Annotated in this window: 12 protein-coding genes; 4 read left to right on the top strand and 8 right to left on the bottom strand. The window is 74.2% G+C overall.

Annotated features, from left to right (window positions below):
* Window positions 1-88 precede the first annotated feature (88 nt).
* Entirely contained in the window at window positions 89-1,534 is a 1,446-nt protein-coding gene (locus tag AMK13_RS20900; RefSeq protein WP_107418800.1) for an MDR family MFS transporter, read from the top strand.
* A gap of 28 nt (window positions 1,535-1,562) precedes the next feature.
* Window positions 1,563-2,486 (top strand): mycothiol conjugate amidase Mca, encoded by a 924-nt coding sequence (gene mca / locus AMK13_RS20895; protein ID WP_074003608.1) that lies wholly within the window; start codon window positions 1,563-1,565, stop codon window positions 2,484-2,486.
* A gap of 113 nt (window positions 2,487-2,599) precedes the next feature.
* Here the strand turns inward: mca and AMK13_RS20890 are convergent, their stop codons facing one another.
* Window positions 2,600-4,087, bottom strand: a complete 1,488-nt coding sequence (locus tag AMK13_RS20890) for an extracellular catalytic domain type 1 short-chain-length polyhydroxyalkanoate depolymerase (protein ID WP_074003607.1) — start codon at window positions 4,085-4,087, stop codon at window positions 2,600-2,602.
* A 200-nt stretch (window positions 4,088-4,287) separates the two neighbouring features.
* Between AMK13_RS20890 and AMK13_RS20885 the strand changes: the two genes are divergently transcribed.
* On the top strand, window positions 4,288-4,836 hold the full coding sequence (locus AMK13_RS20885) for a PaaI family thioesterase (protein WP_074003606.1): 549 nt from the start codon (window positions 4,288-4,290) through the stop codon (window positions 4,834-4,836).
* Between the two features lie 129 nt (window positions 4,837-4,965).
* Here AMK13_RS20885 and AMK13_RS20880 read toward each other — a convergent pair whose 3' ends face one another.
* The 3 genes from AMK13_RS20880 to AMK13_RS20870 form a co-directional block, all read right to left on the bottom strand.
* Window positions 4,966-5,964: a YdcF family protein gene (locus tag AMK13_RS20880; protein WP_074003605.1), complete on the bottom strand. Its 999-nt coding sequence runs from the start codon at window positions 5,962-5,964 to the stop codon at window positions 4,966-4,968.
* 72 nt (window positions 5,965-6,036) lie between these two features.
* Window positions 6,037-6,999, bottom strand: a complete 963-nt coding sequence (gene pip / locus AMK13_RS20875; RefSeq protein WP_074003604.1) for a prolyl aminopeptidase — start codon at window positions 6,997-6,999, stop codon at window positions 6,037-6,039.
* Window positions 7,000-7,129: 130 nt separating this feature from the next.
* Window positions 7,130-7,828, bottom strand: coding sequence for a TetR/AcrR family transcriptional regulator (locus tag AMK13_RS20870; RefSeq protein WP_074003603.1), 699 nt, complete (start codon window positions 7,826-7,828; stop codon window positions 7,130-7,132).
* Window positions 7,829-7,952: 124 nt separating this feature from the next.
* Here AMK13_RS20870 and AMK13_RS20865 point away from each other — a divergent pair, with 124 nt between their 5' ends.
* Entirely contained in the window at window positions 7,953-9,518 is a 1,566-nt protein-coding gene (locus AMK13_RS20865; protein ID WP_074003602.1) for an MFS transporter, read from the top strand.
* A 76-nt stretch (window positions 9,519-9,594) separates the two neighbouring features.
* Here the strand turns inward: AMK13_RS20865 and AMK13_RS20860 are convergent, their stop codons facing one another.
* The 4 genes from AMK13_RS20860 to AMK13_RS20845 all read right to left on the bottom strand — a co-directional run bounded on the left by AMK13_RS20860 (window position 9,595) and on the right by AMK13_RS20845 (window position 14,478).
* A complete protein-coding gene (locus tag AMK13_RS20860) occupies window positions 9,595-10,416 on the bottom strand; it encodes a lysophospholipid acyltransferase family protein (protein WP_107418798.1) in 822 nt (273 codons plus the stop codon).
* Entirely contained in the window at window positions 10,413-11,249 is an 837-nt protein-coding gene (locus tag AMK13_RS20855) for a GNAT family N-acetyltransferase (RefSeq protein WP_049658096.1), read from the bottom strand. The genes AMK13_RS20860 and AMK13_RS20855 overlap by 4 nt, the downstream gene beginning before the upstream one ends.
* Before the next feature lie 405 nt (window positions 11,250-11,654).
* Complete coding sequence (locus tag AMK13_RS20850; protein ID WP_074003601.1) at window positions 11,655-13,034, bottom strand: serine hydrolase domain-containing protein; 1,380 nt, start codon at window positions 13,032-13,034, stop codon at window positions 11,655-11,657.
* 118 nt (window positions 13,035-13,152) lie between these two features.
* Complete coding sequence (locus AMK13_RS20845; protein ID WP_074003600.1) at window positions 13,153-14,478, bottom strand: M1 family metallopeptidase; 1,326 nt, start codon at window positions 14,476-14,478, stop codon at window positions 13,153-13,155.
* Window positions 14,479-14,521: the final 43 nt, after the last annotated feature.

Below are 14,521 nucleotides of genomic sequence, written 5' to 3'. Positions count from 1 at the left end.
TGAGCGTCCGAGAGTGTGCCGAGCGAGCGTCGGGGTGCCGCACGCGGGTTCGGGGGCGCTGGCCCGACTGCGACTAGGGGAGGGGCGCATGACGACATCCGTCGCCGCGAAGGACCAGCCGGGAGGAGTCCGGGAGGGGGCACCGGAGCCGATTCCGGCGGGCCTGTGGAAGATGGCCTCGGTGCTCGCGCTGGGGCCGGTGCTCGCGCTGTTGGACAGCACGATCGTCAACGTCGGCATCGACTCCGTCGGCCGCGATCTGCACGGCTCGATCGCGGAGATGCAGTGGGTGGCCACGGGGTACCTGCTGGCGATCTCGCTGACCATGCCGCTCTCGGGGTGGGCCGCCGGCCGCTTCGGCGGGCGGCGGGCGTGGCTCGCCTCGGTCGTCCTGTTCGTGCTCGGATCGGCACTGTGCGGCCTGGCCTGGTCGACGGGCAGTCTGATCGCCTTCCGGGTGCTGCAGGGGATCGGCGGCGGGATGATTCAACCGCTCGGCCAGGCGATCATCATACAAGCGGCCGGGCCGTCCAGGGTCGGGCGGGTGATGGGCACGCTGATGCTCCCGATCAGCCTGGCCCCGGTCCTGGGGCCGATCCTCGGCGGGCTGGTGCTGGAGCACTTCGACTGGCGTTGGATGTTCCTGCTGAACGTGCCGGTCGGGCTGGTGATCCTGCTGCTCGCCGCCCGCTGGCTGCCGACTGACGAGGCGTCGGACATACCGAAGCCCCGGCTGGACGTGACGGGGCTGGTGCTGCTCTCGCCCGGTCTGACCGGGCTGGTCTACGGGCTCTCGACGATCGGTGACGGCGCGACGGCCGGCTGGGTCGCGCTGGTGGTGGGCACGGTGCTGGTGGCGGTCTACGGCTGGCACGCGCTGCGGGTGGGCCGCAAGGCCGGCCGGGCGCCGCTGATCGACCTGCGGCTGTTCGCCCGGCGCGGGTTCTCCGTGGCGACGGCGAACAGCTTCCTCCAGGGCGCCGCGCTCTACAGCTCGATGTTCCTGGTGCCGCTGTACTACCAGCAGGTGAAGCACGCCGGGGCGGTGGAGGCCGGTCTGCTGCTGGCGCCGCAGGCCCTCGGTACGGCGGTCACCGCCATGCTGGCGGCCCGGATCACCTACCGCTTCGCGCCGCGTCCGCTGATCATGATCGGCATCGCCTGCTCCCTGGTCGGCACGCTCGCGTTCACCCGGCTGGGCAGCGGCTCCGAACCGGCGGCCTGGCTGATCGCCGGCTCGCTGGCGCTGCGCGGCGCGGGCATGGGGCTGATCGCCATCCCCGGCCTGGCGGCGGTGTACGGGAGCGTCGAGAAGGCCCAGGTGCCGGCGGCGGCGGGCGCGGTCAACGTGCTCAACCGGCTCGGCGGGGCGCTCGGCACGGCGGTGCTGACGCTGGCGCTCCAGCAGGCGCAGGGCGGGCACCCCGACCAGCCGGGTGCGGCCTTCGGCGAGACCTTCTGGTGGGTCCTGGCCCTGTCGGCACTCGCCATCGCCCCGGCACTGCTCTACCCGAACACCCGCCCGTCCCGCTGACCGCCGAGCGGCTCCCGACCACCCAAGCATGGAGGTACCCGTGTCCACCCGTCACCCCGGCGCTCTCCGCCTGCTCAGCGTGCACGCGCACCCCGACGACGAGTCCAGCAAGGGCGCGGCCACCCTCGCCCGGTACGCGGCCGAGGGCGTGGACGTCCTGGTCGCCACCTGCACCGGCGGCGAGCGCGGCTCGGTGCTCAACCCGGCCATGGACCGGCCCGAGGTCCGGGCCGACATCGCCCGCGTCCGCCGCCAGGAGATGGCGGCCGCCCGGGAGATCCTCGGTGTGCGCCAGAGGTTCCTCGGCTTCGTCGACTCCGGGATGCCCGGGCCGGGCGAACCGCTCCCGGAGGACTGCTTCGCGGCCCGGCCGGTGGAGCTGGCGGCGGCGCCGCTGGTCGCGCTGATCCGGGAGTTCCGCCCCCAGGTGGTCGTCACCTACGACGAGACCGGCGGGTACCCGCACCCGGACCACGTGATGACCCACCGGGTCACCGTGGCGGCCGTCGAAGCCGCCGCTGACCCGCAGCGCCACCCCGGGCAGGGCGAGCCCTGGCAGGTGTCCAAGCTCTACTACCACCTGGCGCTCTCCCGGGCCTGGTTCCAGGCGCTGCACACGGCGATGACGGAACGCGGTGTCCCCTCGGGGATGGGCGAGCTGCTGGCCGGCTGGCCCGACACCCCGCCCGCCCTGGCCGCCACCACCCGGATCGCGTGCGCCGAGCAGTTCGCCGTACGGGACGCGGCGATGCTGGCGCACGCCACCCAGGTGCAGCCGGGTGTGGCCTTCATGGCCCACCCGCGGGACATCGAGCGCGAGGTCTGGCCGACGGAGGACTACCACCTCGCCCGGAGTCTGCTGCCGGAGGCCGGTGCGGCGGCCGCGGCGGGCGGGATCGAGACCGACCTGTTCGCCGGGCTCCGGGCGGAGGTGGAGGTGGGGGCGGGATGAGCCTCACGGTCGGTGTGGCGGTGCGGGCTGTTGCGGTGCGGGCCGTCGCGCTGTGGGCCGTTGTGGGGCGGGTGGTCGTGGTGCTGCTCGGTGGCGGGCGGGCTGCCGTCTGTTCAGCACTGGCCGTCGGCGAGCACGTAGAAGCCCGGGCCGGTCTGCTTCAGGGTGTGGGTGACGAAGGTGTTCCAGAGCCCCATGCTCTGGCCCGAGCCCAGCGCGAAGGTCAGGCCGCCGCTCTGGGTGGCACGGCCGGCCAGGACCTGGTCGTAGTTGCTGGCGGTGAAGCACTGGGGTGCGCCCCCGCCCGGGGTGGTCGCCGTCACCGCCGCCGAGCGGGCGCCGACCGTGCCCGAGCCGTCGACCGCCGCCACGGTGTAGCCGTACGTGGTGCCGGCCGCGAGTCCGGTGTCGGTGAAGGTCGTGCCGGTCGTGGTGCCGACCTGGCCGCCGTTGCGGAAGACCTGGTAGGAGGACGCGCCGCTGACGGCCTGCCAGCCGAGGGCGATCGAACCGGCGGTCGCGCTCGCCGTCAGGCCGGTCGGGGCCGGCAGCCCGGGGTCGGTGGGGCCGGAGCCGCCGTCCAGCCCCCAGAACTGCGCGGTGTAGTAGCCGGAGCAGATCGTGTCGAGGAAGTAGGCGCCGGTCGCTCCGCACTGGTCGGCCCCGGAGCCCGGGTGGACGGCCAGGCCGTGGCCCATCCCGCTGATCGTGAACACGGCCACGGCGGGCTTTCCGCTCGCGTCGGCGTAGAGCTCCTGGGTGGTGCCGCCGGGGAGGCTCCGGGTGCCGGTCGGTTGGCGGCCGCCGCCCTGGACGTTCGTCCACTGGTCCCGCAGCTCGGTCGCGTTCACCGGCCTGACCACGGTGTCGGCCGTGCCCTGCCAGATCGCCACCCTGGGCCACGGTCCGGTGTAACCCGGGTACGCGGCCCGGACCTTGTCGCCCCACTGGGCCGGGGTGAGCCCCTGGTCGGAGTTCTGGCAGCCGGAGGCGGCGGCCTGGGTGGCGGCGCAGTGGGCCGGCAGTCCGGAGTCGATCGCCCCGCCGGCGAACACGTCGGGGTAGTCGGCCAGCAGGTCGGCGGCCATTCCGCCGCCGGCCGAGAGCCCGGTGACGAACACCCGGCGGGCGTCCGAGCCGTACAGGGACTCGGCCTTGGTGACCATCTCGACCACCGACCTGGCCTCGCCGACGCCCCGGGCGGCCTTGCCCGCGTCGAACCAACTGAAGCAGGAGAGGCTGTTGTTGACGCTGCTGGTCTGCGGGAACACCACCGCGAAGCCGTACTGGTCGGCGAACTTGGTCCAGCCCGAGCTGCGGTAGTAGTCGGTGGCGCTCTGGACGCAGCCGTGCAGCGCGACCACCAGAGGAGCGCCGCTGGGCAGCCCGGCGGGGGTGTAGGTGTACATCGCGAGGTTGCCCGGATTGGTGCCGAACCCGGTGACCTGCTGGAAGCTGCCGCTCGCGGCCGCGGCTACGGCTGCGGCTGCGGACGGCAGGGTGGAAACCGTGTCGGAGGCCGCGGCCGCGCCGGGTGCGGCGGTACCGAGCGCGAGGACGGCGGCGGTGAACAACGCCGCGGCGGTGGGGCGCAGTGGCATGGGGACTCCTGGGTGGGGGAGGAGTGGGGGCCGGTCCCGTGCAGCGTGGCGCGCCGGGAGCCCCGGTGCCATGTGGCGGTCATCCGGGGTCCGCCGCCCGGGCATGGCACGGGCCGCCATGGTCCGGCGGCCGCGGCCCCGTACCCGCCGCGCGCCGTAAGGCACTTGAGGCAGGCGGCCGGACCAGGCAGGTTGATCCCATGACCACCGATGAGATCGCCGCCGAAGGCCCCCAGCCCACGAACGGCCCGGAGCGGCGCACCCGGACCCACACCTGGACGCCCGGCCCGCCGATCGCCGAGTTCACCCACCTGAGCGGAGAGGAGATCCTGCTGGAGTGGATCGCCGGGCGGATCCCGGAGCCCTCGATCTGCGGCACCATGGGCTTCCACCTGACCGAGGTGAAGCCGGGGACGGCGGTGTTCCGGGGCGAACCCGGAGACCACCTCCACAACCCGATGAACACCGTGCACGGCGGCTACCTGGCGGCCCTGCTCGACTCGGCCCTCGGCTGCGCCGTGCTGAGCAGGCTGCCGGCCGGGGTGGGCTACACCACCACCCAGCTCAACGTCCACATGCTGCGCCCGCTCTTCGCCGACTCCGGGACGCTGCGCTGCGAGGGCGTGGTGCTGCACCTGGGCCGGACGATGGCGACGGCGGAGGCCAGGGTGCTGGGCACGGAGAACGGCAAGCTCTACGCGCACGCCACCACCACCTGCGCGATCCTGGCCCCCCGCCCGGAGGCCTGACCGAGCGGGTGGCCCGGCCGGGCGGCCGCCGTACCCGCACCGGAAAGGGTCGGGCCCCGGCCGCTGTGGCGACCGGGGCCCGAACCTGGTACTCGGAGCAGTCGGAGAGGTCAGAGCGGCAGGGGCCGCTCAGAGTGCCCCGAGCACGCCGCAGAGGGCGATGAGGCCGCAGATGCCGAAGTTGACCAGCTTGTGCGACAGGAAGATCGCGGCGAACTCGCGGATGGTCGCGCTCGGCCAGTAGTAGCGGGCGGTGGGGGAGCCGAAGACGTGGCCGTTGACGCCGGTCTCGCGGGCGAGCAGGGCGGCCCGGAAGGCGTGGAAGTTGTTGGTGACCACGACGCAGCGGTAGTCGGGCTTGGCCTGTTCCATGATGGCCTTGCTGAACCGCAGGTTCTCCTCGGTGGTGCGCGAGCGGTCCTCCCGTTCGATGTGCTCGGCGGGGAAGCCGTGTTCGACCAGGTAGTCGGCCATCGCGTGGGACTCCGGCAGCTTCTCGTCCGGCCCCTGGCCGCCGGAGGTGATGAGCACCGGCGGGTTGCCGCGGGCGGCCTGCTTCTCGTACACCTCGCGGCCCCGGTTCAGCCGGCTGGCGAGCAGCGGCGGGACGCGCTCGCCGCCGATCAGTCCGGAGCCGAGCACGACCACGAAGTCCACGTCCTGGCGGGGCCGGTGGCGGCCGTAGAGGAAGGCGTAGCCGATGAAGCAGGTGAAGAGGAAGGAGACGTAGCCGATCACCAGGAGCAGGGTGCCGACCACGATGCCCAGTCGGGCCGAGCGGAGGGCGAGGGCCACGAACAGCATCAGGATGACGGCGACGATGCCCAGACCGGCGAGCAGCGAGAGCAGGTTGGCCGGCCGTCTGCCCTCTTTGCGGATCATGGTCAGGCCGTTGGCGATGAGGAACCAGATCAGGGCCACCGTTCCGACGGTCGGCAGGAGGAAGATCGCCACCATCGCGATCTCCACCACCAGGGTAGGGGCTCTGCGCAGTTCGGCGAGCACGGCGAGGGAGAGCAGTGAGACGGCGATGCCGAGCAGGATGGCGTTGCTGAACTGGCGACGGTCGCGTAGTACCCCGAGTCCGAACAGGACGAAGAACAGGGCGGCTGGGGCATAGGCGATCATGCGCCGTATTCTACGGTCGCCGTAGGGCCGGGCCGTTGGCCGGAACGGCCCGACCCCGAGGTCGGGGAGCGCTCAGGCGAAGCGTTCGATCGCGGCCAGGACTGCCTCCCGCATCCGCGGACTCCCCGTGTGCCCGGACTCGTCGATGACCGTGAGCCGTGCGTCCGGCCAGGCCTTGGCCAGCTGCCAGGCGGTGGCGAGCGGTCCGCCGAGGTCCAGTCGGCCGTGGATCAGCTCGCCGGGGATTCCGGCCAGCCGTCCGGCGTCGCGCAGCAGTTGGCCGTCCGGCAGGAAGGCCTGGTGCGAGAAGTAGTGCGCGGTGATCCGGGTGAAGCCCATCAGCGCCTCGGAGGGGCGGTCGGTGTACGCGTTCGGCTTGCCCAGCGACTCGTGGGAGATGACCGCGTCCTCCCAGGTGGCCCAGGCGTTGGCGGCGGCCCGGCGGACGGACTCGTCGGCGCTGTTGAGCAGCCGGCTGTAGGCGGCGAGCAGTTCGACGGTGTCCCCGTCCCGGTCGGCGGGCGGAAGGAAGTCCCGGAACTCCTCCCAGGGCCCGGGCAGGAAGCGGCCCACGCCCCGGTAGAGCCAGTCGGTCTCCTCGGGACGGGTCATGGTGACCCCGCAGATCACGATCGCGGAGACCCGTTCCGGGTGGGCCTGCGCGTACGCGAGGACCAGCGTGGAGCCCCACGAGCCGCCGTGCAGCAGCCACTTGTCGATGCCGAGGTGCTCGCGCAGCCGCTCCATGTCGGCGATCAGGTGCGCCGTGGTGTTGTGCTCCAGGCTGGTCGACGGGTCGGCGGCGTGCGGCCGGCTGAGCCCGCAGCCGCGCTGGTCGAACTGGACGAGGTGGTAGCGCTTCGGGTCGAAGTACCGCCGGGTGCCCGGGTTGTGGCCGGAGCCGGGCCCGCCGTGCACCACCACGGCCGGCCTGCCGGCCGGGTCGCCGGAGGCGTTCCAGTGGATCAGCTGACCGTCGCCGACGTCCAACAGGCCTTGTGCGTAGGGTTCGTAGAGGGGGTACGGCTCGGGCATCGGTGACTCCTCCGTGGTCGTACGGGCGGGGCCCGGTGAGCCTACCCGTTGCCGGAGGCCGAGGTCCGGCCCGAGGGAGGCGGCGTGGAAGGAGGCCGAGGACCGGGAGAGGCGGCCGCGGGTCCCGGGCTCAGCGCCGCTCCGGCGGCAGCAGGGCCGCGAGGCCGTCGAGGATCCGCTGGACGCCGAACTCGAAGCGGGCGTCCATGTTCGGCTCGGTGAGGTCGTCGGCGAGGTCGACCAGGTTGGGGAAGGTCTCGGCGGGCAGGGCGCGGAACAGGTCTCCGGCGGCGTCGGCGATGTCCCGGCGGCTGGTGCCGAGGACCTCGGAGGCCGAGATCGGCGACTGCTCCTGGAGCACGAAGCCCTGGACGAAGGCGCCGAGCAGGTAGCTGGCCATGGCGGCGTCGGCGTCGGTGAAGCCGGCCGCGCGGAGCCGGTCCAGCTGGTCCTCCATGAGCCCGAGCAGGTTGGGTCCGGGGGCGAGCCGGCCGGCGACGACCTTGGCCGCGTCCCGGGTGCCGAGCAGCAGGCGGCGGTAGCGCCAGCAGTACGCGTGGAACTGTTCGCGCCAGTCGCCCTCGCGCGGCGGGGGCTCGGCGGAGCCCATCACCGCGTCGGTGAGCAGGTCGAGGAGTTCCTGTTTGTTGCGGACGTGCCAGTACAGCGAGGCCGCCTTGACGCCGACCTCGGCGGCGACCTTGCGCATGGAGAGCCCGGCCAGGCCGTCCCGTTCCAGGACGCGCAGTGCGGCCTGGGCGAGGGCCTCCCTGGTCAGGGCGGGTGTCGCGTCGTCGGTTCCGGGTGTGTCGGTGTGGTTCTGCGGCATGGCTGTGCGGACGCCTCCGGTGGTGCGGTCGATTCCCGCTTGCAATCTAACACCGTTAGGTGCACTCTGTGGCTGTCACGTCGACCCCTAACACTGTTAGGGGCTCATGATCGGAAGGGAACCCATGGAGAAGTCGAGCGCCCGCCGCAAACGGCTCGCGCTGCTCACGCTCTGCATCGCCATGTTCATGGCCATGCTGGACAACGTCGTCGTCAATGTCGCCCTGCCCCGCATCGGGCAGGAGCTGGACGCCGGGATCAGCGGTCTCCAGTGGGTCGCGGAGGGCTACAGCCTGATCTACGCGGCACTCGTCCTGACCGGCGGCGCGCTGGGCGACCGCCACGGCCGTACCCGGATGTTCGTACTGGGGCTCGGCCTGTTCACGCTCGGCTCCGCCGTGGCCGCGCTCGCCGGAACGATCGGCGTGCTGGTCGCGGGCCGGATGGTCCAGGGGGTCGGGGCCGCGCTGCTCACCCCCGGCAGCCTGACCCTGCTGGGGCACGTGTTCACCGACGAGCGCGAGCGGGCCAAGGCGATCGGCGTGTGGTCCGGGGTGTCCGCGATCGGCCTCTCGATCGGCCCGGTGATCGGCGGCCCGCTGGTCGAACACTTCGGCTGGGCCAGCGTGTTCTGGATCAACGTGCCGATCGGCGTGGCCGGCGTCCTGCTCGCCGCCAAGGTCCTCCCGGAGATCCCGCCGCGCCCCCGGCGGATCGACTTCGGCGGGTTCGCGCTCTCGGCGGCGGGCCTCGGCCTGCTCGTCTACGCCTTGATCGAGGGCCCCACGCGAGGCTGGACCGACCCCCGGGTGACCGGCTGCGGCGCTGCCGCCGTCGTCCTGCTGGCCGCCTTCCTGCTGCTCGAACTGCGCCTGGCCGAGCCGATGCTGGAGCTGCGGCTGTTCCGGGACGGCGCGTTGAGCGGCGCGCTGCTCAGCGGGTTCATGGTGAGCTTCGGGATGTTCGGGGCGCTGTTCTTCCTGCCGCTGATGATGCAGGGCGTGCTCGGCTGGTCCCCGTCCGGCGCGGGGTACGCCGGGCTGGCGATGACCGCGATGCTGGTGGTCGCCGGGCCGCTGTCCGGCCGGTTCGCCGCCCGGTACGGCCCCCGGCCGCCGATGGTGCTGGGCCTCGCGCTGTGCGCGCTCGGTCTCGGCGGGCTGTCGCTGTACGGCGACCACGCCCGCTACCCGGAGTACCTGTGGACGCTGTTCACGATGGGCTTCGGCATGGGGCTGACCTTCACCCCGGTCTCGGTCGCGGTGCTCCAGCGGGTCGCCCCGGCGCAGACCGGGATGGCCTCGGCGACCGTCAACACCCTGCGCGAGCTCGGCGGCGTGCTCGGGATCGCGGTGCTCGGCGCCGTCCTGACCAACCGGATGACCGACGGGTTGACCTCGGCCCTGCACCGGCTCGGCGTCCCGCCGGAGGCCGTCGGCCCGATCGCGGACGCGCCGACCAGTGCGGCCCACGGCGGTGGCGGCGCGGCCGGCGCACTGCCCGAGCCGGTGCGCCAGGCGGTGGACGGGGCCTTCGTCGACGGCATCCACCTCGCGCTGCGCTGCGGCTCGGCCGCGCTCGCCGTCACCGCGGTCCTGGTCGCCGTCCTGGTCGGCCGGGCCCGCCCGCTCGCCCCGGCGGCCTCCGAAGAGCCGCGGCCGGAGGACCTGGCCGGGGCGGGCGTCGCCTGAGCCGACCGGTGAGGTGCTGTCAGGAGGTCGCGGGAGGTCGCGGAAGGCCGGGAAGGTCACAGGAGGTCGTGCGAGGTCAGCGGATCCCTTCCACCGCCGCCTGCGCCGTGCGGGCCAGTTCGCGCCGGGCGCCCGCCCGGCCGGGCCGGGGCCCGGGCGGCGGTATCGGCGGCAGGAAGGTCACGTCGGCGACCAGCCCGCGGGCCGCGACCACCCGGGCGAGCGAGGTGAGCAGTCCGTCGTCCCCGATGAAGGCGGGCACGCTGGTCGGCCGTCCGTCCGCCAGCCGGTAGCGGATCGTCACCGGCTGGACGTCGGCACCCGCCTCCACCGCAGCCTGGAACAGCGCGGGCCGGAACCGGCCGCTCTCCCGCCCGCACCAGGTCGACCCCTCCGGGAAGACGATCACCGGGTGGCCGGAGCGCAGCACCTCGGCCACCGTCGCGACGGTGTCCGGCAGCGTCCGCAGCCGGTCGCGGTCCAGGAAGACGGTGCCGCCCAAGGCGATCAGCGGTCCGAGCACCGGCCACTTCCGGACCTCGGTCTTGGCCAGCGACCGGCCCGGCCGCCCGGCGGCGAGCAGCGGTATGTCCAGCCAGGACACGTGGTTGGCCACCACCAGCACCCCGCCGTCCGCGCCGGGCCCCCAGCCGTCGGGCCCGGCGAGGTGGACCGTCACCCCGAGGGTGCGCAGCACGACCCGGGCCCAGAGCCGGGCCAGCCGGTTCCGGGCGCGGTCCGGGAGCAGCCGGACCGGCGGGAGGAGCACGACCCCGGCCAGCACCGCCGCCAGACAGGCCGTCAGCCGCAGCGCCCGCCGGGGGTGGGAGACCCTCGGCGGGACGTCGGCCAGGCAGGTCTCGGGCCGGCAGGTCGCGGTGGGCAGCCAGACGCTCACGACGAGGCGCCCGAGGCGGGTCCGCCGGACAGGAAGTGCCGCAGGTAGCGCGGGTCGGTGCGCTCCAGCGACAGCAGCACGTACAGGTCGGCGCAGTCGAAGTCCGGGTCGTACGCGGGCGCGCCGCAGACCCAGGCGCCGAGCCGCAGGTAGCCGCGGAGCAGGGCCGGCAGCGCGCCCCGCTCGGCGCGCGCCACCCCGGTGGCGTCCCAGGGACGGTGCGGGGTGACCCGGTACTCCTCGGGCGCCAGGTGCTTGGCGCTGACGGTGTCCCAGACCCGGGCCGCGGTGGCGCCGCCGTCCGCCAGCTCGATCGAGCAGCAGCCGCCGACCCAGGTGTTGCCGGTGTCGGCCAGGTAGCGCGCGATGCCGCCCCACATCAGGTTGATGACGGCGCCGTTGCCCCGGTGGTCCGGGTGGATGCAGGAGCGCCCGAGCTCGACCAGGCCGGGGCGGACCGGCGCGAGCGCGGAGAGGTCGAACTCGCCGTCGGAGTACAGCCGTCCGGCCCGGCGCGCGGCCTCGGGGCGCAGCAGCCGGTAGGTGCCGACGACGGTTCCCTGCTCGCCCTCGCGGACCAGCAGGTGGTCGCAGAACTCGTCGAAGGGGTCGACGTCCAGGCCCGCGACCGGGCTGTGCAGTTCGGCGCCCAGCTCGGTGCCGAAGACCTGGTGGCGCAGCCGCTGGGCGGCGCGCACGTCGTCCTCGTCGCGGGCGAGGGAGACGGTGTACGAGGCCGGGGCGGCGGGCCGGTGGGGGCGGGGCGCGGGGACCGCCGGGGCGTCGTGGGTGGTGGTGACTGCGGACGGAGCGTACGTGGGGACGGTGGTCATGGCGGACCCTCCAGGGCAGCACGATCGGCGGTGCCGTGGATCACCAGGGCACCGTCCCGGTCCGCAGGCGGTTGGGCATGGACGCGAACCGGTCCCCGTGTTTCTCTCCGAATCGGTTGGCATTCATGTTGCGGCCCGGAGGACCGCAGATGTGCACCTGTTGAATGGCACCACCCGTGGCCCGGCGGTCATCTGCCCGGCACCGGGCGCTCGTTCGCGGGGGGTGGACAACACGCACCACGGGGGCGTACGGCCGCACCGCACGCCCCCGTTGTCGCGACCCCGCGGTCGTCACGCGGCTGCTGTCACGCCGCTGTCGTCACGATCGCGCCGTCACGCCGCTCGCGTCACGTCGCCGTCGTGACGATCCGACGTACCGCTGTCGTGACGAGAGCGGCGCGCCGCTCAGAACGCCCGCCAGCCCTCCGGGTCGACCCCGCCCGGGACGGCGCCGGCCGGGCCGTACGGCTCGCGGGTGTAGACGAAGGAGCCGACGTCGAGGTGGCTGACCGTGCCGTCGGGGTGGCGGACCACCCGCAGGGTCTCGCCCGCGTAGTAGTTCTCCACACCGGTCCAGGTGCCGTCCGCCTCGGGCCGGAAGCGCGAGCCCCGGCCGCGGCCGGTGAGCGGGGCGAGCTCCAGCACCCGCCCGGGCCTCAGCCGCAGGGCGGCCGGCGCGGCGCCCCAGTACCAGGGACCGGTGAGCTCCAGCAGCTCCGCGTCCACCTCGGCGAGCGGGCGCCACGGTTCGGGCAGCCGGGGCTCCAGGTCGGCGGTGAGCGCGATCAACTCGGCGGCCAGCGACGCGGCGCTGGCACCGCTGGTGGCGTTGGAGAGGGCGTACGCGGCCAGGCCGTCGGTCTCGCTGATCCACAGGCCCGCGGTGAAGCCGGGCATCGAGCCGGTGTGCCCGTACAGCAGCCGGCCCTCGTCGCGGCGCAGTTGCAGGCCGAGGCCGTAGCCGCTGGTCCACTCGGCGTCGTCCGGGGCGACGGCCGGGCGGCGCATCTCGGCGACGGTGTCGGCGGACAGCACCCTGTCGTCGCCGGCCGTCAGGAAGGCCGCCCAGCGGGCCAGGTCGGCGATGGTGGACCAGAGTTGGCCGGCCGGCGCCATCAGCCCGGTGTCGGTGAGCGGCTCGGGCAGCATGACGTCGGCCCAGGGGTGGACGGCGAAGCCCCCGGCGTGCGGGTGCTCGGGCAGCAGCGTGGTGCGGTCCATGCCGAGCGGGGCCAGCACCTCGCGGCGCAGCACCTCGCCCCAGGGCTCGCCGCGCAGCTTCGCGACCAGGGCGCCGAGCAGCGCGTAGCCGGGGTTGGAGTAGTGGTGCACCCGCCCGGCGGGGTGCTTCAGCGGCCGGTCGGCCTCCAGGACGTCGTCGAGGCCGGGGCGCAGCGAGCCCTCGGTCCGCTCCCACCACGGGCCGGGGGTCTCGGCGGTCAGGCCGGAGGAGTGCGCGAGCAGTTGGACGACGGTCGCGTCGTCGGCGGGGGTGCCGGGCAGGTGGCGGGAGAGCGGGTCGGCGAGGTCGAGCAGGCCCTCGTCGCGCAGCCGCATCACCAGCACGGCGACGAAGGTCTTGGTGAGCGAGCCGATCCGGTACTGGACGTCCGGGGTCGGCGCGTGCCCGTCGACCATGCTGCGGGCGCCGCTCCACACCGGCCGCCCGTCGCGCAGCACCCCGGCGACCATCGAGGGCGTGCGCCCCTCGGCCTGGGCGACGGCGAGCCGGTGCAGCAGGGCTCGGCGGGTGGCGGGCAGCAGCTCGGAGGGGAGGTCGGTCATGTGGGCTTCTGGACTCATCGACATGTGCACGGACAGTAGTCCAGCCCGGCCGCGACGCCGACCCAATAATCCCGCGCCCGGGCCCGGTGACCGGATCAGGCCGGGCCCGGTCGCCGGATCAGCCCGGCAGCGGCGGCAGTTCCGGCCGCTCCAGCCAGGCCTCGAAGAGCGGGCCGAGCGGCGCGGCGGTGTACCGGGCGGCGTGCGCGCGCAGGTCGGCGGTGGCGACCACGCCGTGCCGGTTGGCGCCCGTCCAGTCCCGCAGCATCGCGAAGAACGCGTCGTCGCCGAGCGCCCGCCGCAGCGCGTGCACCACCAGCCCGCCGCGCTGGTACAGCCGGTCGTCGAACATCAGCCTGCGGCCCGGGTCGCCGAGCGGCAGGTCCTGCGGCAGCCCGGCCAGCAGCCGGTGCGCGGCGGCGGCGTGCACGGCCGCGCCCGGGCCGCCGGCGTGCTCGGACCAGAGCCACTCCGCGTACTTGGCGAAGCCCTCGTTGAGCCAGATGTGCCGCCAGTCGGCGATGGTGACGCTGTTGCCGAACCACTGGTGGGCCAGCTCGTGGGCGATCAGCCGCTCGCGCTCCCAGCCGCCGCCGAGGTGGTTGGTGCCGAAGGTGGCGACGCCCTGCGCCTCCACCGGGACGTCCAGCTCCTCGTCCGCGACGACCACCGCGTACTCGCCGAACGGGTACGGGCCGAAGACCTCGCCGAAGTACGCCGCCATCTCCGGCTGCCGGGCGAAGTCCCGGGCGAAGGCGGCGGCCAGCCGCTCCGGCACGTAGCCGGTCTGCGGCACCGCCGGGCGCACCGCCAGCGGCACCGGCCGGTAGTGCCCGATCGACACCGTCACCAGGTACGTCGGGGTCGGCGCGCTCTGCTCGTACACCCAGGTGGTGCTGGACGCCCGGGTGGTGCGGGTCAGCAGCCGGCCGCTCGCCACCACCGTGAACGGGGACGGCGTGGTGAGCGCCAGCTGGTAGGTCGCCTTGTCGGCGGGGCGGTCGTTGCACGGGAACCAGGACGGCGCGCCGACCGGCTGGCTCGCCACCAGCGCGCCCTCGGTCAGCTCCTCCCAGCCCAGGCCGCCCCACGGGCTGCGCACCGGGCGCGGGTTGCCCGCGTAGTGCACCTCGACGGTGAACGCCGCGCCCGGCGCGAGCGCCCTGGCGGGGCGGATCCGCAGCTTGCCGCCGCGGTGGGTGTAGCGGGCGGCCTTGCCGTCGACCAGCACCCGGCCGATCCGGAACTCGGCCAGGTCGAGCGCGAACTCCGCCAGCGCCGCGTCCGCGACCGCGCTCAGCCGGGCCGAGCCGGCCAGCCGGTTGGGCCCGGGCCGGTAGTCCAGCGCCAGCTCGTAGCGGTGCACCCGGTAGCGGTGGTCGCCGCTGTTCGGGAAGTACGGGTCCGGGGCGCCGGCGGCCGCTGGGACGTGCTTGGGCTTCACGGGGACGTGCGCTTCCTGCGGGCCGGGACGGGGGGACGGGGAG

The sequence above is a fragment of the Streptomyces sp. CB02056 genome (assembly GCF_001905545.1).
GTDB lineage: Bacteria > Actinomycetota > Actinomycetes > Streptomycetales > Streptomycetaceae > Kitasatospora.
The sequence above is the reverse complement of the archived record's forward strand: the minus strand, read 5'-3'. Positions and strand labels throughout refer to the sequence as shown.